The organism is Paraburkholderia sp. BR10954 (genome assembly GCF_040965775.1).
Classification (GTDB): Bacteria; Pseudomonadota; Gammaproteobacteria; order Burkholderiales; family Burkholderiaceae; genus Paraburkholderia; species Paraburkholderia youngii.
On record NZ_JBFRCK010000038.1, the window covers coordinates 1 to 25,822 of the forward strand.

Annotated in this window: 23 protein-coding genes; 12 read left to right on the forward strand and 11 right to left on the reverse strand. The window is 64.7% G+C overall.

Annotation, left to right across the window (positions count from 1 at the left end; all coding sequences use genetic code 11):
• The 5 genes from AB4Y34_RS34395 to AB4Y34_RS34415 form a co-directional block, all read left to right on the forward strand.
• Positions 1–626, forward strand: a 626-nt coding sequence (locus AB4Y34_RS34395) for a hypothetical protein (RefSeq protein WP_368718570.1), incomplete at its 5' end; no start/stop codon positions are given.
• Positions 623–838, forward strand: coding sequence for a hypothetical protein (locus AB4Y34_RS34400; RefSeq protein ID WP_368718571.1), 216 nt, complete (start codon positions 623–625; stop codon positions 836–838). The genes AB4Y34_RS34395 and AB4Y34_RS34400, both read left to right, overlap by 4 nt.
• A 1-nt stretch (position 839) precedes the next feature.
• Positions 840–1,442: a hypothetical protein gene (locus tag AB4Y34_RS34405; protein ID WP_368718572.1), complete on the forward strand. Its 603-nt coding sequence runs from the start codon at positions 840–842 to the stop codon at positions 1,440–1,442.
• A gap of 223 nt (positions 1,443–1,665) precedes the next feature.
• The gene (locus AB4Y34_RS34410) at positions 1,666–2,280 is read left to right on the forward strand and encodes a hypothetical protein (protein WP_368718573.1); all 615 of its coding nucleotides are present in this window, start codon (positions 1,666–1,668) and stop codon (positions 2,278–2,280) included.
• A 223-nt stretch (positions 2,281–2,503) separates the two neighbouring features.
• On the forward strand, positions 2,504–3,106 hold the full coding sequence (locus AB4Y34_RS34415) for a hypothetical protein (protein ID WP_368718574.1): 603 nt from the start codon (positions 2,504–2,506) through the stop codon (positions 3,104–3,106).
• Between the two features lie 140 nt (positions 3,107–3,246).
• Here AB4Y34_RS34415 and AB4Y34_RS34420 read toward each other — a convergent pair whose 3' ends face one another.
• The 5 genes from AB4Y34_RS34420 to hemC form a co-directional block, all read right to left on the reverse strand.
• Entirely contained in the window at positions 3,247–4,986 is a 1,740-nt protein-coding gene (locus AB4Y34_RS34420) for a SulP family inorganic anion transporter (RefSeq protein WP_368718575.1), read from the reverse strand.
• Positions 4,987–5,100: 114 nt separating this feature from the next.
• The gene (locus AB4Y34_RS34425; RefSeq protein WP_176379985.1) at positions 5,101–6,135 is read right to left on the reverse strand and encodes an SDR family oxidoreductase; all 1,035 of its coding nucleotides are present in this window, start codon (positions 6,133–6,135) and stop codon (positions 5,101–5,103) included.
• 158 nt (positions 6,136–6,293) lie between these two features.
• The gene (locus AB4Y34_RS34430) at positions 6,294–7,484 is read right to left on the reverse strand and encodes a heme biosynthesis protein HemY (RefSeq protein ID WP_176109267.1); all 1,191 of its coding nucleotides are present in this window, start codon (positions 7,482–7,484) and stop codon (positions 6,294–6,296) included.
• A 2-nt stretch (positions 7,485–7,486) separates the two neighbouring features.
• Positions 7,487–9,478 (reverse strand): fused uroporphyrinogen-III synthase HemD/membrane protein HemX, encoded by a 1,992-nt coding sequence (gene hemDX, locus AB4Y34_RS34435; RefSeq protein WP_368718576.1) that lies wholly within the window; start codon positions 9,476–9,478, stop codon positions 7,487–7,489.
• Complete coding sequence (gene hemC / locus AB4Y34_RS34440) at positions 9,478–10,476, reverse strand: hydroxymethylbilane synthase (protein WP_368718577.1); 999 nt, start codon at positions 10,474–10,476, stop codon at positions 9,478–9,480. Before hemC ends, hemDX begins: the two co-directional genes overlap by 1 nt.
• A 543-nt stretch (positions 10,477–11,019) precedes the next feature.
• Here hemC and ppc point away from each other — a divergent pair.
• The 6 genes from ppc to AB4Y34_RS34470 all read left to right on the forward strand — a co-directional run bounded on the left by ppc (position 11,020) and on the right by AB4Y34_RS34470 (position 19,712).
• Positions 11,020–14,178 (forward strand): phosphoenolpyruvate carboxylase, encoded by a 3,159-nt coding sequence (gene ppc / locus AB4Y34_RS34445; RefSeq protein ID WP_368718578.1) that lies wholly within the window; start codon positions 11,020–11,022, stop codon positions 14,176–14,178.
• 192 nt (positions 14,179–14,370) lie between these two features.
• Positions 14,371–15,183 (forward strand): helix-turn-helix transcriptional regulator, encoded by an 813-nt coding sequence (locus AB4Y34_RS34450; RefSeq protein WP_368590271.1) that lies wholly within the window; start codon positions 14,371–14,373, stop codon positions 15,181–15,183.
• A 152-nt stretch (positions 15,184–15,335) separates the two neighbouring features.
• Complete coding sequence (gene argH, locus AB4Y34_RS34455) at positions 15,336–16,742, forward strand: argininosuccinate lyase (RefSeq protein WP_368718579.1); 1,407 nt, start codon at positions 15,336–15,338, stop codon at positions 16,740–16,742.
• A 364-nt stretch (positions 16,743–17,106) separates the two neighbouring features.
• Entirely contained in the window at positions 17,107–17,637 is a 531-nt protein-coding gene (locus AB4Y34_RS34460) for an energy transducer TonB (RefSeq protein WP_176379846.1), read from the forward strand.
• A 368-nt stretch (positions 17,638–18,005) separates the two neighbouring features.
• A complete protein-coding gene (locus AB4Y34_RS34465; protein ID WP_176379847.1) occupies positions 18,006–19,313 on the forward strand; it encodes an MFS transporter in 1,308 nt (435 codons plus the stop codon).
• Between the two features lie 219 nt (positions 19,314–19,532).
• Positions 19,533–19,712 (forward strand): hypothetical protein, encoded by a 180-nt coding sequence (locus tag AB4Y34_RS34470; protein WP_013088754.1) that lies wholly within the window; start codon positions 19,533–19,535, stop codon positions 19,710–19,712.
• Between the two features lie 30 nt (positions 19,713–19,742).
• On the opposite strand, the gene AB4Y34_RS34475 is transcribed toward AB4Y34_RS34470, so the two are convergent.
• Both AB4Y34_RS34475 and waaC read right to left on the reverse strand, forming a co-directional pair.
• Positions 19,743–19,874, reverse strand: coding sequence for a hypothetical protein (locus AB4Y34_RS34475; RefSeq protein ID WP_255208797.1), 132 nt, complete (start codon positions 19,872–19,874; stop codon positions 19,743–19,745).
• 510 nt (positions 19,875–20,384) lie between these two features.
• On the reverse strand, positions 20,385–21,389 hold the full coding sequence (waaC, locus tag AB4Y34_RS34480; protein ID WP_368718580.1) for a lipopolysaccharide heptosyltransferase I: 1,005 nt from the start codon (positions 21,387–21,389) through the stop codon (positions 20,385–20,387).
• 235 nt (positions 21,390–21,624) lie between these two features.
• Between waaC and AB4Y34_RS34485 the strand changes: the two genes are divergently transcribed.
• On the forward strand, positions 21,625–23,061 hold the full coding sequence (locus AB4Y34_RS34485) for a chloride channel protein (RefSeq protein WP_368718581.1): 1,437 nt from the start codon (positions 21,625–21,627) through the stop codon (positions 23,059–23,061).
• Between the two features lie 42 nt (positions 23,062–23,103).
• On the opposite strand, the gene AB4Y34_RS34490 is transcribed toward AB4Y34_RS34485, so the two are convergent.
• From AB4Y34_RS34490 to minC, 4 genes are all read right to left on the reverse strand, one after another.
• Positions 23,104–23,415 carry a YXWGXW repeat-containing protein gene (locus tag AB4Y34_RS34490; protein ID WP_368718582.1) on the reverse strand — a complete coding sequence of 104 codons (312 nt, stop codon included), beginning with the start codon at positions 23,413–23,415 and terminating at the stop codon, positions 23,104–23,106.
• A gap of 270 nt (positions 23,416–23,685) precedes the next feature.
• On the reverse strand, positions 23,686–23,940 hold the full coding sequence (gene minE / locus AB4Y34_RS34495) for a cell division topological specificity factor MinE (protein WP_008922443.1): 255 nt from the start codon (positions 23,938–23,940) through the stop codon (positions 23,686–23,688).
• A 14-nt stretch (positions 23,941–23,954) separates the two neighbouring features.
• The gene (gene minD, locus AB4Y34_RS34500; RefSeq protein WP_176379851.1) at positions 23,955–24,770 is read right to left on the reverse strand and encodes a septum site-determining protein MinD; all 816 of its coding nucleotides are present in this window, start codon (positions 24,768–24,770) and stop codon (positions 23,955–23,957) included.
• Positions 24,771–24,875: 105 nt separating this feature from the next.
• Positions 24,876–25,697 carry a septum site-determining protein MinC gene (gene minC / locus AB4Y34_RS34505; protein ID WP_368718583.1) on the reverse strand — a complete coding sequence of 274 codons (822 nt, stop codon included), beginning with the start codon at positions 25,695–25,697 and terminating at the stop codon, positions 24,876–24,878.
• Between the last annotated feature and the right edge of the window lie 125 nt (positions 25,698–25,822).

The following is a 25,822-nucleotide window of genomic DNA, read 5'->3' on the forward strand; positions in this document are numbered from 1 at the left end:
CAGGAGCTGAGATGAGACCGACTGTGACCGACGCCCAGCGCGACATGGCCTTCAGGATATTGACCACCGCAATGGCGATCCTGCGGGACGACCAGCCCTTCGATCCCGCGCACACGATATTCGGCCAAATTCTTGCGGCGCGGCCTGAGCGCGGTGTAGTAGGTGTTACGGAGTATTCCTTCGTGAATCCGGTTTTGCCGGAGACGCAAATCATCGTAGTTGCGATACCCGATCCGCTCGACCCCTCCGCCGACCGCACGAAAGTCAAGCAAGTCGTCACCGACTTCACGATCCGTTTCAGTCCACTATTGACAGACATTAGCCGCTCGACGCTGGAAGACCTCTTTCCTCTCGATATCGGCTACTGGATCGATGGGGACGGCATCCGGCGGTCCGGCAATGATATGGGAGTGTTGCCGCCGCAGGTCCGTCTGCATGGCTATCGCTATCGTGCTTCGAATCTGCCAACGAGCCGGTTCCCGGTGGATGTAGATTTGGCTTTCGGAGACCCAGACCCAAACAATCCGACGCCTGGCGAATCCAAAACGCCGGTCCTAATGGACGTTCTCCTGAATCGTGACTATTCCGCGCTGAAACCGCGACACCATGGACAGAGCCCTTCTTGAGTGACCTGCTGAATGTCTCTGCTGAAACAGCTCAAAAAATGGCGCAATTCGAAACCGGCTACAGGAGCCAACTTCGTGAAGAAGATGCCTACGCCTGCGCGGAAGTGGTTCAGGCCTACTGGCGCAATCCTGATGATCCTCTCGTTCGCAATCCCGGTACATGCACAGCTCAGTACGCCGACGCCCTCAGGATCGTCGGGGCCAGGAGCTGAGATGAGACCGACTGTGACCGACGCCCAGCGCGACATGGCCTTCAGGATATTGACCACCGCAATGGCGATCCTGCGGGACGACCAGCCCTTCGATCCCGCGCACACGATATTCGGCCAGATTCTTGCGGCTGATTCTCTGCGTGGTCAAGTAGGTGCTACGGAGTATTCCTTCGTGAATCCGGCTTTCCCGCGGACGCAAATTATTCTATTTGTGGCGCCGGATCCTGCCTCCCCCTCTGCCGATCGAACGAAAGTCACGCAAGTCGTGACCCACTTCACAGTCCGCTTCAGTCCGCTATTGAGAGACATTAGCCGCTCGACGCTGGAAGATCTCCTCCAGGACGATATCGGCTACTGGATCGACGGCAACGGCGAGCGGCGCCCGGGCAATGATATGGGCACGGTGCCGCCGCAGGTTCGTCTGCATCACTATCGCTATCGCGCTTCGACTCTGCCAACGAGCCGGTTCCCAGTGGACGTCGAATTTACTTTCGGCGACCCAGATCCAAACGATCCGACGCCTGACGAATCCAAAACGCCGGTCCTGATGGACGTGCACCTTGATCGTGACTATTCCGCGCTGCGCCCGCGACATCATGATTAGAGGCCGTCTTGGTGTGACCTGCTAAACGTTTCTGCTCCCACACAAAAAATGGCGCAATTCGAAACCGGCTATAGGAGCCAACTTCATGAAGAAGGTGCCGACGCTTGCGCGGAGGTGGTCCAGGCGTACTGGCAGAATCCTCGTGATCCTCTCGCTCGCAATCCCGGTACCTGCCCAGCTCAGTACGCCGACGCCCTCAGCACTGTCGGGGGCAGGAGCTGAGATGAGACAGACTGTGACTGACGCCCAGCGCGACGTGGCCTTCAGGATATTGACCACTGCAATGGCGATCCTGCGGGACGACCAGCCCTTCGATCCCGCACATACGATATTCGGCCGACTTCTTGCGGCTGACCCTCTGCGCGGCAAAGGAGGCGGTACAGAGTATTCCTTCGTGAATCCGGCCTTCCCGCGGACGCAAATCATTGTCTTAGCGGTACCCGATCCGCTCGACCCCTTCGCCGACCGCACAAAAGTGAAGAAAGTCGCGGCGCACTTCACGATCCGCTTCAGTCCACTATTGACCGACATTAACCGCTCGACACTGGAAGATCTCCTGCAGGTCGATATCGGTTACTGGGTCGACGGCAATGGCGAGCCGCGGCCCGGCAATGATATGGGCACGGCTCCGCCACAGATTCGGCTGCATAGCTATCGCTATCGTGCTTCGAATCTGCCGACGAGCCGGTATCCGGTGAATGTCGAATTAGCTTTCGGCGACCCAGACCCAAACAATCCAGCGCCTGATGAACCCAAAACGCCGGTCCTGATGGACGTTCTCCTGAATCGTGACTATTCCGCGCTGAAACCGCGACGCCGTGGACAGAGCCCGTCTTGAGCGGCCTGTTGAACGTCTGCGGAAACAGCACAAAAGATGGCGCAATTCGAAGCTAACTATAGGAGCCAACTTCATGAAGAAGATGCCGACGCTTGCGCGGAGGTGGTTAAGACCGATTGGCAGAATCCTGATGATCCTCACGTTCGCAAACTCAGTACCTGCACAGCCCAGTACGTCGACGCTCACAGGACCGTCAGCGCCAGAAACTGAGACGAGGGACACTGTGACCGACGAGCAGCGCGACATGGCCTTCAGAATATTGACCACGGCAATGGCGATCCTGCGGGACGACCAGCCCTTCGATCCCGCGCATACGATATTCGGCCAAATTCTTGCGGCGCGGCCTGAGCGCGGTGTAGTAGGTGTTACGGAGTATTCCTTCGTGAATCCGGTCTTGCCGGATACGCAAATCATCGTAGTTGCGATACCCGATCCGCTCGTCCCCTCCCCCGACCGCGCAAAAGTGAAGCAAGTCGCGACGCACTTCACGATCCGCTTCAGTCCACTATTGACCGACGTTAACCGCTCGACACTGGAAGATCTCCTCCAGGTCGATATCGGTTACTGGATCGACGGCAATGGCGAGCGGCGGCCCGGCAACGATATGGGAACAGTACCGCCGCAGGTTCGTCTGCATCACTATCGCTATCGTGCCTCAGACCTGCCAACCAGCCGATTTCCGGTGGACGTCGAGTTTGCTTTCGGGGACCCCGACCCAAAGGACCCGGCGCCCGACGAATCCAAAACGCCGGTCCTGATGGACGTTCATCTTGATCGTGACTATTCCGCGCTGCGACCGCGCCACCGTGAACAGAATCCGTCGTGAACAGATGGTGGCAAAGGGCGTCGCGGGATGACCAAGAACAGGAGTGAACTGGCGCGGTCCCAAACCGTTTTCACAGCCATTTCTAAAGCAAACGCCAGGCGCAAACCCGTTCCCCGGTGATCTAGCCTCAGCTCCGAAAACTATTCCTCCCCAACCGTCTCGACATAGTTATCAACCGCGCTACTGACCGTCGGATGAAAGCGCGCATCGCCGATCAGATCGGTCAGCTCGAAGCGCCTGAGCTTATCGCGAACCGGATCTTTCATCTCCGCAAAGTGCAGTGCAATTCCGCGCTCGTCGAGCGAGCGCGTCAGCTCCCGCAGCATGTCGGCCGAGGTGACGTCCACGCTCGTCACCGGTTCGGCCGCCACCACCACGCGCTTGACGGGTGCCGGCGAGTCGGCGACGGCTTCGAGCAGGCGCTCCTGAAACTGCTCGGCATTCGCAAAGAACAGCGGTGCATCCCAGCGAAACAGCACGAGTCCGGGGATTCGCTCCGCGTGCGGATAACGCTCCAGGTCGTGATAGCCGCGCAAACCCTCGACGCGACCGAGCACCGCGTAGTGTGGTCGCCAGCCGTCCCACAGAAACTCGATGATCGCGATCACCACCGCGAAGCCGATGCCTGGAATCGCGCCGAACACCGCGACGCCGGCAAAGCAGGCCATCGACAGCCAGAACTCCCATTGCTGGATGCGGAAAATCCGCTTCAGGTCCGTGATCTCGAACAGGCCGATCGCCGCCGCGATGACAACCGCGGCGAGCGCGCTGTTGGGCAGGTAGTGCATCAGGTTGGGCGCGACCAGCAGCAGCGCCGCGACCGCCAGCGCGCCGACCACGCCCGTCAGTTGCGTCTTCGCGCCCGCCGCCTCGGCGACCGGCGTGCGCGACGAACTGCTGCTGATCGGGAAACCGTGGAACAGGCCCGCCGCCAGATTGGCCACGCCGAGCCCGACCATCTCCTGATTGGGGTCGACGCGGCTGCGAAAACGTGCCGCGAAAGTCCGCGACAGTACGCTGGTATCCGCGAACGAAATCAGCGCGACCGCGCAGCCGCCGAGCAGTATCTTCACCAGATCGGCATCGGTGAGCCACGGTAGTGCAAAGGTCGGCAGGCCTTGAGGGATCTTGCCGAGCACTCTCACGCCGACGTTATCGAGGTGCAATGCGCTCACGCACAACGTCGCGACGATCACGGCGATCAGGATGCCCGGCAGTTTCTCGAAGCGCTTGAGAAACAGGATCAGCACGAGGCTTCCCGCGCCCACCGCGAAGCTGTACCAGTTGGATTTGCCATCGGCGATGGCCTGCACGAGGCTCACGATGTCCCGCAATGGCCCGCGCTCTTCGATCGAAATGGCAAACAATTTGGGTAACTGACTGATCAGCACGGCGAGCGCGATGCCGTTCATATAGCCGTATCGAATGGGCTTAGACAGCAATTCTGTGATGAATCCCAGCCGCAGCAAGCCCATCACGATACAGAACACCCCGGACACGATCGCCATCATGCTGGCCGCCGCAATCGCGCGCGACGGGTCGCCCGCCGCCACTTGCACGACGACCGCCAGAATCGGAGCCGCAAGCGCGGAGTCGGGGCCGAGCACGAGAATCCGGCTCGGGCCGAACAGCGCGTACGCCAGCAACGGGACGATCGTCGCGTAGAGGCCGAACACGCCGGGGACCCCCGATGCCTCCGCGTAAGCGATCCCGACTGGCACCAGCATCGTGGTCAGTACCAGTCCGGCCGTCAGATCACTCGGCAGCCAGCTCAAGCGGTACGCCTTGAGCACTGTCAGTCCCGGCAGCCAGCGCATCCAGCGGTGCGCGCTGCTTGCAATGGTCTGCTCTTTGTGAGGAACGGGCCTGTCCGCTTCCATTTTTGGAATGTGCGCAGTTGAGGACGCCGCGGCACGGATTGTGTGCGGCACTGTCATTCGTAGGATAGTCCAGGCCTTTCATCGGCGACAGGGAGGAGGCACACCGATTGCGTATCAAGGCCGCTTGCGCCTCAGCAGCCACCCGACGGCCCCTGCCAGCGCCAGCACCGCCGCGCCATACACCGCGTTGCGATGCCGATCGGTAAACAGCTCCCAGCAGTACGCGCGCGCTTCATCGTCAAAGCGGCCATGCGCGGTGTAGTGGCCGGGCACCGGCTCGTAGAGATTCGCGGGCGCATCGGCGGGCAATGGTTCATCGGTCAGTTGCCCGTCGTAACCCGCACGCGCGAGATAGTGGTCGAGCAGCGTCGGCGCGATCCGGTTCGCGAGGATCGCCTTGACCGTCGACCACCCGACCCACACCTGCCGCCGCCGATGAGTGGCCGCAAAGTAGATCGCCCGCGCCGCCACTTCCGGCTGAAACACCGGCGCCACCGGCCGCGCCCTGCGCCCCGTGCGATTGAGCGCCCAGTCGAATTGCGGGGTATTGACCGCGGGCAGATCGACCATCGTCAGATGGATATCGACCCCGTCGTGCAGCAACTCGGAACGCAATGAATCGGTAAAGCCGCGCACGGCGAACTTCGCGCCGCAATAGATCGACTGCAACGGCACCGACCGGTACCCGAGCGCCGAGCCGACATTGACGATCGTCCCGTGCCCGCGCGCGCGCATCACGGGGAGCGCCGCCAGCATGCCGTTGACCTGCCCCAGATAGGTCACCTGCGTGCCGCGTTCGACATCGCGCGCACTGAGCGCGGACACCGGCGCAAACGCGGTCGCCATCGCGACGTTGACCCACACGTCGATGCCGCCCAGCTCGCGATTCACGCGCTGCGCGGCGCGCTCGATCGCATCTGCATCGGCGACGTCGGCGGGCAACGCGAGTGCGCGCACGCCATAGGTCGCGGCGATCTCCTCGGCGGCACGCGCGAGCCGTCGCGGCTCGCGCGCGATCAGCCCAACGTCATAGCCCTGCCGCGCGAACTCGGACGCGGTGGCGCGCCCCACGCCGGCACTTGCCCCTGTAATGACGACGACGCCCTTGCGCTCGACGTCGCCGCTGCGGGTGTCGGTTTGCACCGTCATAGCGTCGCTGGCCACTTTGAACACCTCCTAGGTTGCGCATCCGGTGAGGTGTGAAGCAAAGCGCAGTCCCGCCGATTCGAGCCGGACAGCGGCGCCGGAAAAACAAATGGCCGCAGCACGAGGCTGCGGCCATCCGGTAGCGGCTAAAGAGGCTTAACTCACGTCACGTTCATCGCCAACGCACTCTCGCGATAGTGCTCGCTCGCCTTGTCGGTATCTCCAAGCTGCTCGTGCAGACGCGCGAGCGCGCGATGCGAACGGATCTTCAGCGTCTCGTTGTCGGCGAGCTTCAGCGCGCGTTCGAGGAACGACTGCGCCTTGCCCCACAACTGCTGATGCAGGCACAGACGCCCCAGCGCGAACATCAGGTCCGCGTCTTCCGGCCGATCCTTCTGCCACGCCTCGGCCTTCTGGATCAGCGGCAACGCATCGCCGCCGGCCGTGTCCGGATAGCGCCGCAACAGCCGCGCATCCCAGTTCTGCGCAAGCGCTTCCTCGACGATCTTGCGCGCCTCCTGCGGACGATTCAGCGCGACCAGCAGTTCGGCGGCTGTATCGGCGAGGCGCGGCGAATGACGCTCGGTCGCCGACAGCGAATGCCACAATTCGAGCAGCGCCTCAGCGTTGTGGCGACGATCGCGGAGCAAATTTTCCGCCGCCAGCTGACGCAGCCGCACCGCGACCGCCGGATGGATCGCCTCGCGCTTCTCCAGCGTCTTCACGAGCTTCAGCACTTCGCCCCAGTTCTTCAATTGCTGCTGCGCGCGCAGCATGATCTGCTGCGCGTGGATGCGCCGCGCCCCTTGCGATTGCATCTCGGTCAGCGCATGGAGCGCGCCGTCGGCGTCGCGGCCGTCGGCGCGCATGTCGGCGGTGGCCATCAGGCGCGCGTCCTGCCACTCGGCCTCGTCGATCTGCGCGAGCCATTCGTCGCGCCGCCCGTACTCATGCATGCGATGCGCGGCGGTCGCCGCGATCAAACCGGCCGCGCCCTTGTTGTCGCCATTCGTGAGCGCGTCCTTGGCAGCCTTTTCCGCGCGCGAGAAACGTCCCGCGTACAGGTTGCCGATCGCGTCGCGCAACGCCGCGTGCGCCTTCGCGACACGCGCGCGCGCCCGGTACGCGGCGACGCGCTGCGGCATGCGCCAGATATTGCGGATGATGCGCAACAGCGCGTAGAGAAGGATGAACAGCACCACCAGCCCGACGATGAACAGATTCAGCGACATGTCGACGCGGTACGGCGGATAGATCAGCAGCACCTGCCCCGCGTCGAAGCGCCCGCCCACCGCGAGCATGACCGCGACGGCGAACAGCGCCGCGAGCCACAGAAGTCCCCGGATCGCCATGATTAACCCCGGTTCCGGTATTGATTGACGGCCTGCAGGCTCGTATCGAGGTTCGGCAGCTCGACCGCGGCCGAACCGGCGTCCACCTGCTTGACGAGATCGACGACCATCTGCGTGTCTTTCGACGAAGTGTCGAAGTAGCGCGTCAACGCGGACTGCGCCGCCTGCAGGTCGGACTTCAGCGTGGTCTGGTTGCGCGACAGCAGCGCGAGACGCGCCGATAGCAGACGCAGCTTCAGGTTCTGGCGCACGAAGTAGCCTTGATCCGGCGTGACCAGCATCGCGTCGGCGTTATCGATACGGCGCACCTGCACGAGGCTCGACAGCTGTTCGCCGATGCCGTGCGTGACCTCGTCGATCCACACTTCCCAGCGCGGCTTGCCGGTGGCCGCCGCCACCTTCGCGGTGTCGGCCCACGTGGCCGCGTGCGGCGTGGCACGCGGAATCGGTGCTTCACCCGAGAGCGGCAGGCCGCTCACGTGATCGATCGCGTTGTCGAGTTTGATCGCGAGGCCGGTCAGATCGGTGGACGGTGCGGCCTTCAGCTTGTCGATGTCTTGCGCGATCGCCTTGCGCACGGCGAGCGCCTGCGGGCTATCGGACGCCGCGAGGCGCGTATCGGCGCTTTGCAATGCGAACAGCGCGAGCTGGGTATTGCCGGTCAGCTGCAACTGCTGGCTGGCCGCCGACAGCATCTGCCCGACTTCGGCGAGCGTCCAGTCGTCGCGATTGCGCGCGAGATCCGCGTACTGCTGTTGCAGCGCCTGCTGCGCGGCCTGCGCATCGGCGAGCTTGCCTTCGAGCTGCGCGACCTGCGCGTCCGATTGATGCACGGTGGCGAGCGCCTGGTCGATCTTGATGCGCAGCTCGTTGGTCTGCGTGTCGTTGGCCTGCTGACGCTGCGCGAGCTCCTGCTCGGTGCGCACCAGCTTGCGGTTCATCGCGAAGCCGCCCACGCCCACCGCGCATGCGATCACCACGATGACAAACCACAGCAGCGGTCCGCTCGTGCTGCGGCGCTTTTGCGCTTCGTACGGCGTGAAGGGTTGATTCGGCGGCAAGGCGGTGCTTGCCGGCGGCTGAGGTGAGGCGTTCGTGGATGCGTTCGTTTCAGTCATGCGTGGTTGAGCCGGGTTGGAGGGTACCGGTTGGACGACGGGAGGCACGGCGGCCGCGGCCACGAGGGCGCGGACCATGCGCTCGTCGCCCGCGCCGGACACCGTAATCCTATCAAAACCCAATGCCCGCGCGGTCTGTGCGATGCGGGGATGCGGGGTGACGAGCGGCGCGTGTTTGAGCTGCTCGATCTCGCCGGCGGTCAGATGCTCGTGCGCGAGTTCCTGCAGATTGCGCACGCCTTCGGAGCTGGTCAGAAGCCATGCGTGCGGCGCGCCCGCGAGCAGTTCGTGCACGCGCGCCCAGGCGCCGATCGACGGCTCCGGCACGATGCGCCGGTACGCGGCGACCGTGTCGACTTCGGCGCCAGCTTCACGCAGGCGCTCGCTGAGCCATTCGCGGCCGCCGTCGCCGCGCACGATCAGCACGCGCTTGCCTTCGAGGCCCGCGGCGCCGAATTGCGCCTCGATCGCCGCAAACAGGCCCTCGGAGTCGAAGCTCGTCGATTCGTCGTCGGCACCCGCCGCGGGGCTGATCACGCGATGCTCCGGCGCGCTGACGCCGTGGCGCGCGAGCGCATGCACGCTGCCCGGACCGACCACGCCGACCGGCAGCGCGTGCGGCCAGATATCGTGATGGCGCGCGAACGCGTGATCGACCGCGTTCGGCGACACGAACACGACCAGCGCGTAGCGTTCGAGCGACGCGAGCGCGGCGCACAACGGCGCGTCGTCGATGACGGGCGCGATATCGATCAGCGGGAAGTCGAGCGACGCTAGTCCGGCTGCTTCGAGCCGTTCGACGAGTTCGCTCGACTGGCCGGCCGGCCGCGTCATCACGACCGTGAACGGCGCCTTCCCGGGCGTGCCGGCGGCCATCACTCGCTGGCCGCCGCGCCGGGCGCGGCCGCGGGACCGCTCGCGGTGCTGAGCGCGCGGACGATCTCGAGTGCGCCTTGCTGCGCGAGCGACTGCGCCACTTCCTCGCCGAGCGCGAGCGCGCGTTCGATGGTGGGCGCCGGCGCCGACGCCTGCGCGCTCAGTACGCGCTGGCCGTCCGGCGTCGCGACGATGCCGCGCAGATGCAGCGCGCCGTCGCCCCAGGTTGCGTAGGCGGCGAGCGGCACCTCGCAGCTGCCGCCGAGCGCGCGCGACACCATCCGCTCCGCTTCGACGGCCGCCGCCGTGTGCTGATGATGCAGCGGCGCGAGCCATGCGGCGAGGTCCGCGCGATCGGCGCGAATCTCGATGCCGAGCGCGCCTTGGCCCGCCGCGGGCAGACTATCCTCGGGATCGAGCAGCGCGCGGATGCGCTCGGCGAGACCGAGCCGCTTCAGCCCGGCCGCAGCCAGAATGATCGCCGCGTAATCGCCGCGATCGAGCTTGGCGAGTCGGGTATCGAGATTGCCGCGCAACGGCCGCACGTCGAGATGCGGATAGCGCATGCGCAGCATCGCTTCACGGCGCAGGCTCGAGGTGCCGACCACGGCACCGGCCGGCAGCGCGGCGAGCGAGTCGTACCGATTGGATACGAGCGCGTCGCGCGGGTCCTCGCGCTCCATGATGGTGGACAGCGCGAAACCGGCGGGCAACTCCATCGGCACGTCTTTCAGCGAATGCACCGCAAGGTCGGCGCGGCCATCGGCGAGCGCGGCTTCGAGCTCTTTCACGAAGAGCCCCTTACCACCAACCTTCGACAGCGTGCGATCGAGAATCTGATCACCACGTGTCGTCATTCCGAGGATTTTTACGTCACAAGATGGATATAATTTGTGCAGCGCACATCGCACGTGCTCGGCTTGCCACATGGCAAGGCGGCTCTCTCGCGACGCAATCACAAGCGTGTGGGGTGGCGTGGAAAACGTCTCGGTGTTCATTAGCTTGCTGCTTGATGTCGGGATGGAATAACAATCAATGTTAGCACGCGCCCTTATTTGTGCCCTTGGGTTCCAAGGCACCGCGGGGCGCCGTGCGCAAGCGCTATCGATGGAGGAGACGGGCTTCGCGCCGCGCGCGACGGCCCCCATTCAGCGTAGTCACGCACGGTCGTTCGCGCGCCGCGCGGCGGCATGCGGGATGATGCAATGCGGCGAACACGCTGCGGCAATGCGTGCCGCGTGTTCAGTCTCTTCGCGGGCTGGCAGCCCGTGGCTCCCTTCTCCCTCGTCGGCGTCGCGCGATCGGCAGCGCTTGCGCGGTTCGTCGCACGCGGTGCGGCACGCGCGGCTCGCTTCATAGCGGGTCGGCAGTCGCCGTTTGCAGTCCGCCGTCGCAAGTCTTTGTTGCAGTCGCATTAGCAGTCTGTCTTGTAGTCCGTTGCGCAGTCCCTGTTGCACGCAGTTCACGTTGTACTTGCTGGTTGCAGTTCGCAGTCGCAGTTCATCAATCAACAGACCCTGGCTTCCCCGAGGAAACTCATCGTGACGTCTTCCGGATCGGCGCGCCCCGCCCGCCGCAACACTGCCTCGCCCACCGCTCGCCCGGCCGACGCCGCGGCGCCCGACGTCCTGTCCAACGCTGCCGCGCAAGCCGCCAAGGCCTCGAAGGCCTCGCAAACCTCTGTGCCCGTCGATCAGGACAAGGCGCCCAAAGCAACGAAATCCGGCAAGGCCGAAAAAGCCGCGACTTCGGCCACCGCCAGCAAGCCGGCCAAGGTCAAGATCAAGATCGAAGGAGACGCGACACCCCAGCGCGCCGCTAAAACGGAAAAGCTCGAGGCCGTGTCGCAAGCTGAGCCCGCCGCCGCGCCCACCGTGAAGAACGGCGGCCGCACGCGCGAGGACAAGGACCACCCGCTGTTCCAGGACATCCGCTATCTCGGCCGGCTGCTCGGCGACGTGCTGCGCGAGCAGGAAGGCGACGCCGTATTCGACGTCGTCGAAACGATCCGGCAGAACGCGGTGCGCTTCCGTCGCGAGGACGATAGCGCCGCCGCGCAGACGCTCGACAAGAAGCTGCGCTCGCTGACGCCGGAGCAGACCGTGAGCGTCGTGCGCGCGTTCAGCTATTTTTCGCATCTCGCGAACATCGCCGAGGACCGCCACCGCAACCGTCGTCACCGCATTCACGCTCTCGCGGGCTCGGCCTCGCAGCCGGGCACGATCGCGCATGCGCTCGAGCGGCTCGTCGCGGCCGGTGCCGCCGCGACGCCGGTGCTGCAGCGGTTTTTCGACGACGCGCTGATCATGCCGGTGCTGACCGCGCACCCGACCGAGGTGCAGCGCAAGAGCATTCTCGACGCGCAGCACGACATCGCGCGGCTGCTCGCCGAGCGCGACCAGCCGCTGACGAATCGCGAGCGCGCGCACAACGAAGCGATGCTGCGCGCGCGCGTCACGTCGCTATGGCAAACGCGGATGCTGCGCGACGCGCGTCTGACGGTCGCCGACGAAATCGAGAACGCGCTGTCGTACTACCGCAGCACCTTCCTCGAAGAAGTGCCGGCGCTGTACGCCGACATCGAGGAGGCGCTGAAGGAGCATGGCCTCGAAGCGCGCCTGCCGCCGTTCTTCCAGATGGGCAGCTGGATAGGCGGCGATCGCGACGGCAATCCGAACGTCACCGCCGAAACGCTCGAAAACGCGATCACCCGTCAGGCCGCGGTGATCTTCGAGCACTACCTGGTGCAGGTGCACAAGCTCGGCGAGGAGCTGTCGATGTCGAATGTGCTCGTCGGCGTGAGCGATGCGCTCAATGAGCTCGCGGCCATCTCGCCCGACCACTCGCCGCATCGCACCGACGAGCCGTATCGTCGCGCGCTGATCGGGATCTACACGCGGCTCGCGGCGAGCGCGCGCGTACGTCTCGGCGAAGGCAGCGTGCCGCTGCGCAGCGCCGGCCGCGGCGTCGCGCCGATTCGCGCGACCCCTTACGACGACGCCGCCGACTTCGTGCGCGACTTGCACGTGCTGATCGATTCGCTCGCCGAGCATCACGGTGCGCCGCTCGCCGCGCCGCGTCTCGCACCGCTCGCTCGCGCGGCCGAAGTGTTCGGCTTCCATCTCGCGAGCATCGATCTGCGGCAAAGCTCCGACATCCACGAAGCGGTGATCGCCGAGCTGCTGAAGCGCGCCGGTGTCGAGGACGACTACGCGGGGTTGTCGGAAACGGACAAGCTGAACGTGCTGCTCGCCGAACTCGCGCAGCCGCGCGCGCTGCGCGTGCCCTACGCCGAGTACTCCGACCTCGTGAAGAGCGAGCTCGCGGTGCTCGAGGAAGCGCGCGTCACGCGCGAGAAATTCGGCGCGCGCGCGGTGCGCAACTACATCATTTCGCACACGGAGACCGTTTCCGATCTGGTCGAGGTGATGCTACTGCAGAAGGAAACCGGCCTGTTGCGCGGGCGTCTGGGCGACGAGCACGACCCCGCGCGCGCGGGCCTGATGGTGATCCCGCTGTTCGAGACGATCCCCGATCTGCGCAATGCGCCGCACATCATGCGCGATCTGTTCGCGCTGCCGGGCATCGGCACGCTGATCGAACATCAGGGCAACGAGCAGGAAGTGATGCTCGGCTACTCGGACAGCAACAAGGACGGCGGCTTCCTGACGTCGAACTGGGAGCTGTATCGCGCGGAGTTGGCGCTCTTGTCGCTGTTCAACGAACGCGGCGTGACGCTGCGTCTGTTCCATGGACGCGGCGGCACCGTCGGCCGCGGCGGCGGCCCGACCTATCAGGCGATCCTGTCGCAGCCGCCGGGCACCGTCGACGGTCAGATCCGATTGACCGAGCAGGGCGAAGTGATCGCGAGCAAGTTCGCGAATCCGGAAATCGGCCGGCGCAATCTGGAAACCGTCGTGGCCGCGACGCTCGAAGCGTCGTTGCTGCCGCACGACCACACGTTGGCCGAGTTGCCGGTGTACGAGGAAACGATGCAGCAGTTGTCCGATACGGCGATGGCCACGTATCGCGCGCTCGTCTACGAAACCCCGGGCTTCAAGGAGTATTTCTTCGAGTCGACGCCGATCGCGGAGATCGCCGAGCTGAACATCGGCAGCCGCCCCGCGTCGCGCAAGCTGCAGGACCCCAAGCAGCGCAAGATCGAGGATCTGCGCGCGATCCCTTGGGGCTTCTCGTGGGGCCAATGCCGGCTGCTGCTGACCGGCTGGTACGGCTTCGGCAGCGCGGTCACCGAGCATCTGGACAGCGCGCCGTCGGACGCGGAACGCGCGCGCCGCCTCGCGCTGCTGAAGAAGATGCACAAGAGCTGGCCGTTCTTTGCGAACCTGATGTCGAACATGGACATGGTCATCGCGAAGACCGACCTCGCAGTCGCGTCGCGTTATGCGGCGCTCGTGACCGACAAGAAGCTGCGCAAGCACGTGTTCGAGCGCATCGTTGCCGAGTGGGAACGCACGTCGAAGGTGTTGTCGGAGATCACCGGCAAGAGCGAGCGGCTCGCCGAGAATCCGCTGCTCGCGCGCTCGATCAAGAACCGCTTCCCGTACCTCGACCCGCTCAATCACCTGCAGGTCGAACTGCTCAAACGCTATCGCGCGGGCGACACCAATGCGCGCGTGCGGCGCGGCATTCATTTGTGCATCAACGGGATCGCGGCGGGGTTACGCAATACCGGTTGAGCTCGACGCTGAAGCAGGCAAAAGCCGGGTGCGGCCGACGCAGGCCACACCCGGCTTTTTTCATTGCGCGTCGACACCGCGAACAACGCGTTGCGCGAATCCAGCCGCTACAATAGAGCCCGCCATGTACCAGTACAAGTCCGGCAATTATTCTGGTATCTCTATTACTCCCCTCCACGCTCAGCCGATAGCATGACGACGCCGTCCTCCGCCGACCACCCGCCGCCGCTCGACGCCACGCCGGCCCGCGCACTCGGCGACTTCATCCGCGCCCATCGCGAGCGGCTGTCGCCGCAGGCGGTCGGTCTGCCGCCAGGGCCGCGCCGCCGCACGCCCGGTCTGCGGCGCGAGGAAGTCGCGCAGTTATGCGGCGTGAGCCCGACCTGGTACACGTGGATCGAGCAGGGCCGGCCGGTGTCCGCTTCCGCCGATGCGCTCGCGCGCATCGCGGTCGCGTTGCAGCTGTCGCGCGCCGAGCGCGCGTATCTGTTCGAGCTGGCCGCGCAGCGCGATCCGGCCGAGCCCGATCCGGCCGCCGCCGATGCACCCGCCACGCTGCTGCAAACCGTGCAGCTCATCGACACGCCGGCCTACGTGCTCGACCGGCAATGGAATGCGCTCGGGTGGAACGAGCGCGCGGCCGATCTGTTCGTCGGCTGGCTCGACGGCGCGCACGACCGCAACCTGCTGCGCTACACGTTCACCGAGCCGGCCGCGCGCGCGTTGATCGTCGATTGGGAAACGCGCGCGCGACGGCTCGCCGCCGAGTTCCGCGCCGACTCGATCCGCCATCTGAACGATGCGCCCACGCGTGGGCTGATCGATTCGCTTTCAGCCGCGAGCGACGAGTTCGCGCGCTACTGGGCCTCGCAGGACGTCGGCGGGCGCGAGGGCGGCAGGCGCGAGTTCAACCATCCGCGCGACGGGCGCATCGTTTATGACCAGATCACGTTCAAGCCCGCGCATCGCGAAGATCTGAAGCTGGTGGTGCTGGTGCGCGAATAGGCACGCGAATGGGTCCGCGATGGGCGGCAGCGCCTTGGCCGCCCTCGCCCGGTGTTAAAATCTCCGTCTTTCTTCGCTGCGGCGGCGCTTCTGCACGACTCGCGCACTCGCGTCGCCAGCCTCTTCACCGCTCGTTTTTACCGCTCAACACCATGACGTCCCAACTGCACAAAAAAGGCGAAGCCTGGTCGGCACGCTTCTCGGAGCCGATGTCGGAGCTCGTCAAACGCTATACGTCGTCGGTCTTCTTCGACAAGCGTCTGGCGTTCGTCGACATCGAAGGGTCGCTCGCGCACGCGTCGATGCTCGCCGCGCAGAAGATCATTTCCGCCGACGACCTCGCCGCGATCGAGCGCGGCATGGCGCAGATCAAGGGTGAAATCGAGCGCGGCGAGTTCGAATGGCAGCTCGATCTCGAAGACGTGCACCTGAACATCGAAGCGCGCCTGACTGCGCTGATCGGCGACGCCGGCAAGCGCCTGCATACCGGCCGCTCGCGCAACGACCAGGTCGCGACCGACATCCGCCTGTGGCTGCGCGGCGAGATCGACCGCATCGGCGGGCTGCTCACCGAACTTCGCATAGCGCTGCTCGACATCGCTGAGCAGAACGCCGCGACCATCATGCCGGGCTTCACGCACCTGCAGGTCGCGCAGCCGGTCACGTTCGGCCATCACCTGCTCGCCTACGTCGAGATGTTCTCGCGCGATGCCGAGCGCATGGTCGACTGCCGCAAGCGCGTGAACCGTCTGCCGCTCGGCGCGGCTGCGCTCGCCGGCACCAGCTATCCGATCGATCGTCACGCCGTGGCGAAGACGCTCGGCTTCGACGGCATCTGCGCGAATTCGCTGGATGCGGTTTCCGACCGCGACTTCGCGATCGAATTCACAGCCGCATCCGCGCTCGTGATGACACACGTGTCGCGCTTCTCCGAAGAGCTGGTGCTGTGGATGAGCCCGCGCGTCGGCTTCATCGATCTGGCCGACCGTTTCTGCACCGGCTCGTCGATCATGCCGCAGAAGAAGAACCCGGACGTGCCCGAGCTCGCGCGCGGCAAGACCGGCCGCGTGAACGGTCATCTGATGGCGCTGCTCACGCTGATGAAGGGCCAGCCGCTCGCGTACAACAAGGACAACCAGGAAGACAAGGAGCCGCTGTTCGACACCGTCGATACGGTCGCAGACACGCTGCGCATCTTCGCTGAAATGGTCGCCGGCATCACGGTCAAGCCGCAGGCGATGCGCGACGCCGCGCTGCAAGGCTTCTCGACCGCGACGGACCTCGCCGACTATCTGGTCAAGCGCGGCCTGCCGTTCCGCGACGCGCACGAAGCCGTCGCGCTCGCGGTGCGCGTATGCGCCGACCGCGGCTGCGACCTCGCGGACCTGACGCTCGACGAAATGCGCAGCGAACTGCCGAACGTCGCGCATCTGATCGGCGACGACGTGTTCTCGTATCTGACGCTCGAGGGCTCGGTGGCGAGCCGCAATCATCCGGGCGGCACCGCGCCTGAGCAGGTGCGGGCCGCGGTGAAGGCAGCGCGTGCGGCGTTGAAGTAATCGATGATTGGGCAGCGCCGTGAGCCTGGGCTTGCGGCGTGGCTGGTTGAACCGAGAGCGAAAAGGCGGACCCGTTTGGCGGGTTCGCCTTTTTTGTTGCCGCGTGTAATTGGCGAATCGCAGGTAAAAGAAAGCCCGCGAGAAGCGGGCTGAAAAAAGGCTTTCACCGATGCCTCAGCATGAGGCCGCCAGAGTGTAGGCGGGTTCCGCCCGGCGACCAACGCGCGCATATTTCCGGCCATTACATCGGCAAGCAAGGCGCGTCATCGCGTCACGCGCAATCACATTCAGCGGGCGAACGCCAATTGAATCCCGCCGGTTTTTGACTACCATTCAATCAGGTTCTCCTCGCGGTTGGTCGACGATGCTCTCACGCACTTCTCCCCGTTCTGTTCCCCGTGTGGCCCCCCACTTCTTCACCGCAGCACCCAGGCATCGGCTGTTGCTCGCCGCGCTTGGTCTCGTCGCTGTGGCCGGTTGCACGATCACTCCGCTCGCGCCGCACGAAACCGTCAGCACACCGGTCGCCGCGATCAACAGCGCGACACTCGATCAATATCGCGACGCGGTCGCACGACGAATCGTCGAGCGCAATCCGTCGTATGTGCTCCAGGGCAGGCCTCAGCCGATGCTGCGCTCGCTGGTGGTGGTGTCGTTCACGGTCGATCGTGATGGACGCATCGTCCAGTCGTCGGTGTATCGCACCAACGGGGACGACGAAGCCGAAAGCACCGCGCTCGCGTCGCTGCGCCGCTCCGCGCCGCTGCCGCTACCGCCTGGCAAGCTGCTGAACGGCCGCGGCCAGCTCGAGCTGTTCGAAGACTGGCTGTTCAACGACAACGGCAAGTTCCAGTTGCGCGAACTCGCCTCGCCGCAAGCGGAAACGTACGAATGAGCGTGCCTGGCGGGTGCGCTGACACGCGCCATCTCGCGCATCACCGCATCGGGCAGGCCACAGGTGACCTGCTCGAGTCATTGCGCATAGCTCTCAACGCACCCCTCGTTGCCGCGCAAGCTTACGCCGCCATTGCTGCGCGACGAGCGCGCTCGCTATAATTTTCCGATTCCCCGCGCCGGAGCCTTCCGGCATGGCTCACGCCGCCCGCACACCCGTCGGCGCGGCGCATGAGCCGACTGCAGTGCCGCGGCGCCACCCGCGTGCGGCGCCCAAACCTATACCTCAACGAGGATGCCGACCTCGCGCGCCGCCTTGCGAAGCAAGGCTCGGCGCGCCGCGGCCTCACTACAATTGGAGACCCCTGCATGTCCACTTCGCCGATTTCCGCGGCTCAGCCCGCAAGCGGGCAAAATAGTAGCGCGCGGATCATCTTCGCGAGCTTCATCGGCACCGCGATCGAGTTCTACGATTTCTATGTCTACGCGACCGCCGCGGCGCTCGTGATCGGACCGGTGTTCTTCCCGCATGGCTCGGCCACCGCGCAAGCGCTGTCCGCGTTCGTCACGTTCGGCATCGCGTTCGTCGCGCGACCGATCGGCTCGTTCCTGTTCGGCCACTTCGGCGATCGCATCGGCCGCAAGTCGACTCTGGTTGCGTCGCTGCTCGTGATGGGCCTGTCGACCACGCTGATCGGCTTCGTGCCGGGCTACGACGCGATCGGCAGCCTTGCACCGATCCTGCTGTGCGTGCTGCGTTTCGGCCAGGGTATCGGCCTCGGCGGCGAATGGGGCGGCGCCGCGCTGCTCGCCACCGAAAACGCGCCGGCCGGCAAACGCGGCTGGTTCGGCATGTTTCCGCAGCTTGGACCGTCGATCGGCTTTCTCGCGTCCAACGGCCTGTTCTTCGCGCTCGCCATGTCGCTCTCCGACGAGCAGTTCCGTAGCTGGGGATGGCGCGTGCCGTTCCTCGTCAGCTCGGTGCTGGTCGCGCTCGGCCTGTACGTGCGGCTGAAGATCGCCGAGACGCCCGCGTTCCAGGCAGCGATCGAGCGCAAGGAACGCGTGCGCGTGCCGATCGCGACGCTGTTCTCGCAGCACTGGGTGCCGACCGTGCTCGGCGCGCTCGCGATGGTGGTCTGCTACACGCTGTTCTACAACGCGACGACGTTCTCGCTGTCGTACGGCGTCGGCTCGCTGCATATTCCGCGGCAGACGTTCCTCGGCCTGCTGTGCATCGCGGTCGTGTTCATGGCGATCGCGACGCCGCTGTCGGCCCGCGCGAGCGACCGCTTCGGGCGCAAGCCGGTGCTGATCGTCGGCATCATCGCGGCGATCCTGTCGGGCTTCACGATGGCGCCGCTGCTCGGCAGCGGTGAGCCGTTGCTGGTACTGCTGTTCCTCGTAATCCAGCTGTTCCTGATGGGCGTAACGTTCGCGCCGATGGGCGCGCTGCTGCCAGAGCTATTTCCGACCAATGTGCGCTACACGGGTGCCGGCGTCGCATACAACCTCGGCGGGATTCTCGGTGCGTCGGTCGCGCCGTATATCGCGCAGGTGCTGGCCGCGCATGGCGGCTTGCCATGGGTCGGCGCGTACGTGTCGGTCGCGGCGGCCGTGAGTCTCGTCGGCGTGCTTTGCATGCGCGAGACGCGTGACGCGAGTCTGATGAAGTGATGCAATGCGAATCGACGCAACCACGCTTGCGTCGATTCGCGTTTGCCGAAGTTCGACCGATGCCGCTCACGCGCAGTTTTTACGCGTCTGCGCCAGTATGCAACGGGCATTATTGCTTCGACGTTTCCGCTCGGCGGCCCGGGTAATCCCCCGCCTTGCGCGTCTTTTTGACTTCCCTATACTCCCTGACATAACCCTATAAAAAACAGGGAGACTCGCATGAACGTCCATCTTCACAATGCCGATATCGTGATGATCATCGCGCTGGCCTTGCTCGGCTCGCTGCTGCTCGCGCTGCGCTTCCGTCCGGCGTCATGGAAATCCATCGTCGTCGAGGCGCTGGCCGCGAACGCCGCGGCTATTGCCGCGGTGGTCGCATTCGAAATGCTGGTCGCCTGAGACCAGTGGCTCGAGGAGCTCGAGCGCGGCTTAGTGGTAGTAGCCGTGATGGTAGTAGCCACCGCCGCCGTAGTAGTAGCCCGGCGCCGGCGCAATGACGCAGCCGCCGAGCGCCGATGCCAGCAGTGCGCCGGCCACGAGAGTCAGGATCAAGCGTTTCATGTTGTTCTCCATCGAGTCGGATTGATTCGAGCGCAAACCCCGAATGACCCGATTGGACACGACGCGCGCCCCGGCGAACGTTGCGATTTGTAAGGGAAGATCACCGGGCTGTTACAGGATCGGCGCGTTGGACCGGCGTGTTCGAACGACCTGCCCCGCTATCACCTGATCACGCCGCCCTGGCGAAAAACACCGCCTATACTCCGTTGAGCGCACTGTCGCGATAGAAGCCTTGCTGGCCGCGCCAGCGTCGCCGCAATCGAGCGGTTCAACGCGCGCCGCGCGAGCCTCGATGCACCGCGACCTACCAGCTGGCCGCCTTGTCGTGCGCGCATCGGACGCTGCGGCGTCCAACGAAAAGCGACAGTTTTAACAGACGTGTAATCGATTCCTCTCCGCCCGCTGTTCCCCGACACGGGCGTTCTTCGAGGCGCGACGATGCAGTCCCCGCCCGCAGGGGTGGACTACGCGTCGCGCCTCTTTTTCTTTTGCGCAAACGATTGCGTGAACTCAGGCGGCGGCCGATCCGTGCTGCATAGCGAGGACTGGCTCCGCCGCGTGTACATAGTCGATCGCTTCGAGCGCCGCGCTAATGGGCGGTACCGAGCGACCGTCACCGATCGAGGTCGAGCGATACGGCGTCTCGACGCCGCAATGCGATGGCGACGTCGCGACGAAGATCATCACGGTGCGCTTCTGCAGCGCATGCGCGAGGTGCACGAAGCCCGTATCGGTACCGACCACGAGCGCGCACGCGTCGATCATCTGCGCGACTTCGGTCACGCTCATTTGCGGCAGCACGGTCGCGCCCGGCACCTGTGCGGAAATCTGCAAGGCTTCAGCAAGCTCACCGTCCGAACCCCACGGCAGAACCACACGAAACCCGCGCTCGCTCAACTCGCGCCCGACAGCCACCCAATGGGTGAGCGGCCATTTCTTCTCGGCTTTCGAGGTGGCATGAAAGAGCGCCGCGACAGGCGCGTCCTGCGTCGCGAACGGCTGCGGCACGACTGCAGGAAGCCGCAGGTCGTAGATGGGCGGGCCTTCCACTTCGTAGCCGAGCGCCTCGCTAGCGCTGATGCGCATGCCGTGCCACGCGCTGCCTTGCGGGCGTGGACCGAAACGCCCGGTATAGGCGAACGAGGCGCCCCGCTCGCCCAGATCCTGAGACTGATAGCCGAAGCGCCGCGACGAGCGCGCGAGGAAGGCGATGATCGCGCTCTTGTAGACGCCGTGGATATCGATGATGTAGTCGTAGTGATACGCGCGCAGCTCGCCGATCGATGCCCAGATCGCCTTCAGATCGCTCCAGCGACGCGACTTCTTGAAGCGGCGCAGCGGCGCGCATAGCACGCGATCGACGCCCTGGCTCCACTGCACGACTGGTGCAAATGCTTCGTCCGCCGCCCAATCCACCTGAACACCAGGAAATGCGCGTTTGATATCGGCGACGACTGGCAGCGCCTGCACGATATCGCCTAGTGAAGTGACCTTGACGATTAGGATTCGCTTCATTGAGGGTCTCTTCGTTTTCCGAAGTGGAAACTATTCTAGCCGACGTTATTACCGCCCCCTGCCAAATGGGCATTGTGCCCGGTCCGGTTTTCAATACGGCGAATTACAACAAAAGATATACGCAACAAAAGATATACGCCTGACAATCCATCGTAGTTCATTTTTTCAAAAGTCTTTCACGCATTCTGGCCTGTCCCGCACGTTTTATACTGGGCCCTTTGCACGAATCCAATTCATGTCCCGGCCCTTCCCTTCCCGTTCGCACGCTGTCATGCGTCGCACGAAACGCCTGTGGCGGCAATACGGCATCTTCTGGCTCGGTGCCATCGCCGTCGGTCTGGTCGCGGTGCTCTATGCGCGTCTGATCGACTGGGGTTATGACGCGTTTCTCGATGTCCGGCAGCGATATCCGTGGGCACCGCTCGTGATCACACCCCTGGTCGCGGCGCTCGCGGTCTGGCTCACGCGCAAGTTCTTTCGCGGCTCCGAGGGCAGCGGCATCCCGCAGGTCATCGCGACGCTGCACACGAAGCAGCGCGGGTACGGCGCGAGGCTGCTCTCGCTGCGGATTCTGCTCGGCAAGATCGGAGTATCGTTTATCGCGATTCTCGGCGGCCTGACGATCGGCCGTGAAGGACCGACCGTGCAGGTCGGCGCCGCGCTGATGTTCAATCTGCGCCGCTTCTACCCGCGCTCGAATGCGCAAATCGAACGGCAGCTCGCGCTTGCGGGCGCGGCAGCGGGTTTATCGGCGGCGTTCAATACGCCGCTCGCGGGCGTCGTGTTCGCAATCGAGGAATTGACGCGCAGCTTCGAGGCCCGCACGAGCGGTGTGCTGATCACCGCGATCGTCGTTGCGGGTGTAGTCGCGCTGGGCCTGAACGGCAACTACACGTATTTCGGCACGATCAGAATCGGCGCGCATTTCCCCGATCTGCTCGCCGTCGCGGTAGTGCTCACCGCAATCGTCACGGGCATCGCGGGCGGCATTTTCGGCTGGCTGCTGCTCAACACCGCGCGCTGGATTCCGGCGCCGCTGCGTCAGTTGCACGGCGAGCGGCCGGTCGTGTTCGCCGCGCTGTGCGGCTTCGCAATCGCCGTGGTCGGCGTGATCGCGGGCGGCACGACGTTCGGCAGCGGCTATACCGAAGCGCGTGGCCTGCTGGAGGGACACGGGCAGTTGTCGGTGTTCTATCCGTTCCTGAAGATGATCGCGATGGTCGGCTCGTACCTGCCCGGCATTCCGGGTGGCATCTTCGCGCCGTCGCTGTCGATCGGCGCGGGCTTCGGCAATCTGCTGCACATGGTGTTCGATTCGATGCAGTTGCCGATGCTGATCGCGCTCGCGATGGTCGGCTATCTGGCCGCGGTCACGCAGTCGCCGATCACGTCGTTCGTGATCGTGATGGAGATGATCGACGGTCACGCGCTCGTGATTTCGCTGATGGCCACCGCGCTGATCGCGAGCCGCGTGTCGCGCCTGTTCGCACCGCCGCTTTATGAGTCGCTCGCCGAGCGCTACATGGCGCCGCTGCCGCAACCGACGCCCGCGCCGGTGCCGGAAGTGCCCGAGGTCGAGGTGCCGGAAGCGGGAAGCGTCGACGGCGAGCCGCCCGCCGGTGATGCCGCAGACGACATCACGACGGATGCTTCCGGCTCGCCGCGTCAGTAGACGACCACGCGCGGCGCGTCGCAAGCGCGATCGACGGCCGCATCAAGCCCAGTGTCCCGGTACCCAGCGATAGTTCGGACCATGCTCGATCCAGTGGCCGGGCATCCAGTGATAGCCGACGCGCTCGGCCTGCCAGTGCCCGGCGACCCACACGTAGCGGCCGTGATCCCAGCGCCAGTGACCGTGATCCCACACATAGCCGGCGCGCGCCGCGGGCACCGCTTCGAAGCGTTCGACGGGCGGCGCGGACGGCGCGACGAGGATGACTTCCGCAGCCGAAGCCGAGGCCATCGCGGCGGCACCCGCGGCAATCAGAACGATGTTGGCAAGCAGCAGGCGAAAGATTCGGTTCATGATTTCCCTCTTAGGTTGAACACCGGATGCGGCGTTACCGGTTTAATGCGCGAGGGCGACACGAGGCTGACGATGCGCGTGTAACGGCACCCGCTGAAGTGCAACGGTTTATTTCGACCGGGAAATGACGAGCGCCGTGCAGGCGCGAAGAGACGGCTTCAGACAGAAGCCAGAGGAACAGCCGAACGCCGCACGCCATCGCGTCGATCCAACACGATGCAATGCGACGTCCTGCACATGATGCGAGATGGACCGCGGTCCATCGGAAGCTCAGGCCTGCGGTATTTCGATCTTGACTTCGAGCACTTCGAGATCGTCCTGACGCTCGAGACTCACGCGTATGTCGTCATCGGAAATCTTCACGTACTTCGAGATCACGGCCACCAGTTCGCGTTGCAACGCAGGCAGATAATCGGCGGGCGCATGGCCGCCGGCGCGCTCGTGCGCGATGATCAACTGCAGGCGTTCCTTCGCTACCGACGCGGACTTCTTTTTCTCGCCCAGCAAAAACGAAAGAATCGACATTACGTGCGCTCCCCTTACTTGGTGCCGAAGAGGCGCTGCAGCAGCCCGGGCTTCTGGTAATCGACAAAGCGAAGCGATTTCTGCTCGCCGAGGAAACGCGACACCACGTCTTTATAGGCTTCGGCCACATCGGTGCCGTCCAGATGCACGGCCGGCAGACCCTGGTTCGACGCGTGCAGCACCGCTTCCGACTCCGGAATCACGCCGATCAGATCGATGCGCAGAATTTCCTGGATGTCGGTGAGCGACAGCATTTCGCCTTCGCTGACGCGCTTCGGGTTGTAGCGGGTGATCAGCAGATGCTCCTTGATCGGCTCCTTGCCTTCGATCGCACGCTTGGTCTTCGACGACAGGATGCCGAGAATGCGATCGGAGTCGCGCACCGACGACACTTCCGGGTTCGTCACGATCAGCGCTTCATCGGCGAAGTGCATCGCAAGCAGCGCGCCCGACTCGATACCGGCCGGCGAATCGCAGACGATGTATTCGAAGTCCATCGTGATCAGATCGTTGATGACCTTCTCGACGCCTTCCATCGTCAGCGCGTCCTTATCGCGCGTCTGCGAGGCCGGCAGGATGAACAGGTTCTCGCACTTCTTGTCTTTGATCAGCGCCTGGTTCAGATTCGCTTCGCCCTGGATCACGTTGATCAGGTCGTACACGACGCGGCGCTCGCAGCCCATGATGAGGTCGAGGTTGCGCAGGCCGACGTCGAAGTCGATCACGGCGGTCTTGCTGCCGCGCAACGCGAGGGCCGACGCAAAGCTCGCGCTCGTGGTCGTCTTGCCCACGCCACCCTTGCCCGAAGTCACCACAATGATTTTTGCCATTACCCTTACCTTGTGTTCGTCAAATGCGTCAATTGATGCGCGGCGCGCGTCGCCCTGAAACGCCGCATGCCGAAATCGCTCGGGCAGCGCGCGTTTCTCGGCGCTTTACGTGAGCCGCAGCGGTTCGATCATCAGTTTTTCGTCTTCGAGCCAGATCTGCACCGGCTTGCCGAGCACGTCGGCCGGCAGCGGGTTCTCGGTCGTTCGATAGATGCCCGCGATCGAGATCAGTTCCGGTTCGAGACACGTACAGAAGATGCGCGCGTCGTGATTGCCCTGCACGCCGGCCAATGCCCGGCCGCGCAGCGGCGCGTAAATATGGATGTTGCCTTCCGCGATCACCTCGGCGCCATAACTGACGAGACCGAGCACCACCAGATCGCCTTTCGCGTAGATGCGCTGGCCGGAGCGCAGCGGCTTGTCGACCACCATCGTTTGCGGCGACGTGGCGAGGCGCACCGGCTCGGCGGCGGAGGTGAGTTCGACGGCGGCGGAAGCCGTGCTGGCGGTTGCGGATGCGGTGCTGGTGGCCGCGCTCGTGCCGGCGCTTGCCGCCGCGCTTGCCGCGCTCGCCGTGCTGTCCTCATCGGCCTGTCTGGCCGGCGCGCCGCGTCGGTCGCGCGCTTCGAGCAGCGGCAATCCCGACTCCGTCGCCCACTGTTGCTCCGCATTCGCGACCACACCGACCGGACGCATGCGCACGCTGTCGAGCAGTTGCGCGATATCGGCGAGCGGCACGCGTTCGCTGTCGGCGAGACGCCGTACGTCGATCGCGACGACATCGTTAGCGAAGAATTCGGGGGTCGCCTCGAAGCGTCGCGTCAGCTCGGCACGCATCGCATCGAGGTCGGTCGTTTTGACCACGAACATCAGCGTGTCGACAGAGCCGCTGCGCAGTTCGAAAAAGGGCGATTTCTTGGGCGACATAGCGTTCGGCAAAAAATTTTGCGTATTTTACAGGCGTACGTGCGCGCGGCCACTATTTTTCCCGGGAGAATCGGTGCTCGCGCGCGTGGGCGCGACGCGTGTCGTCGATGCTATCGACGCGCGAC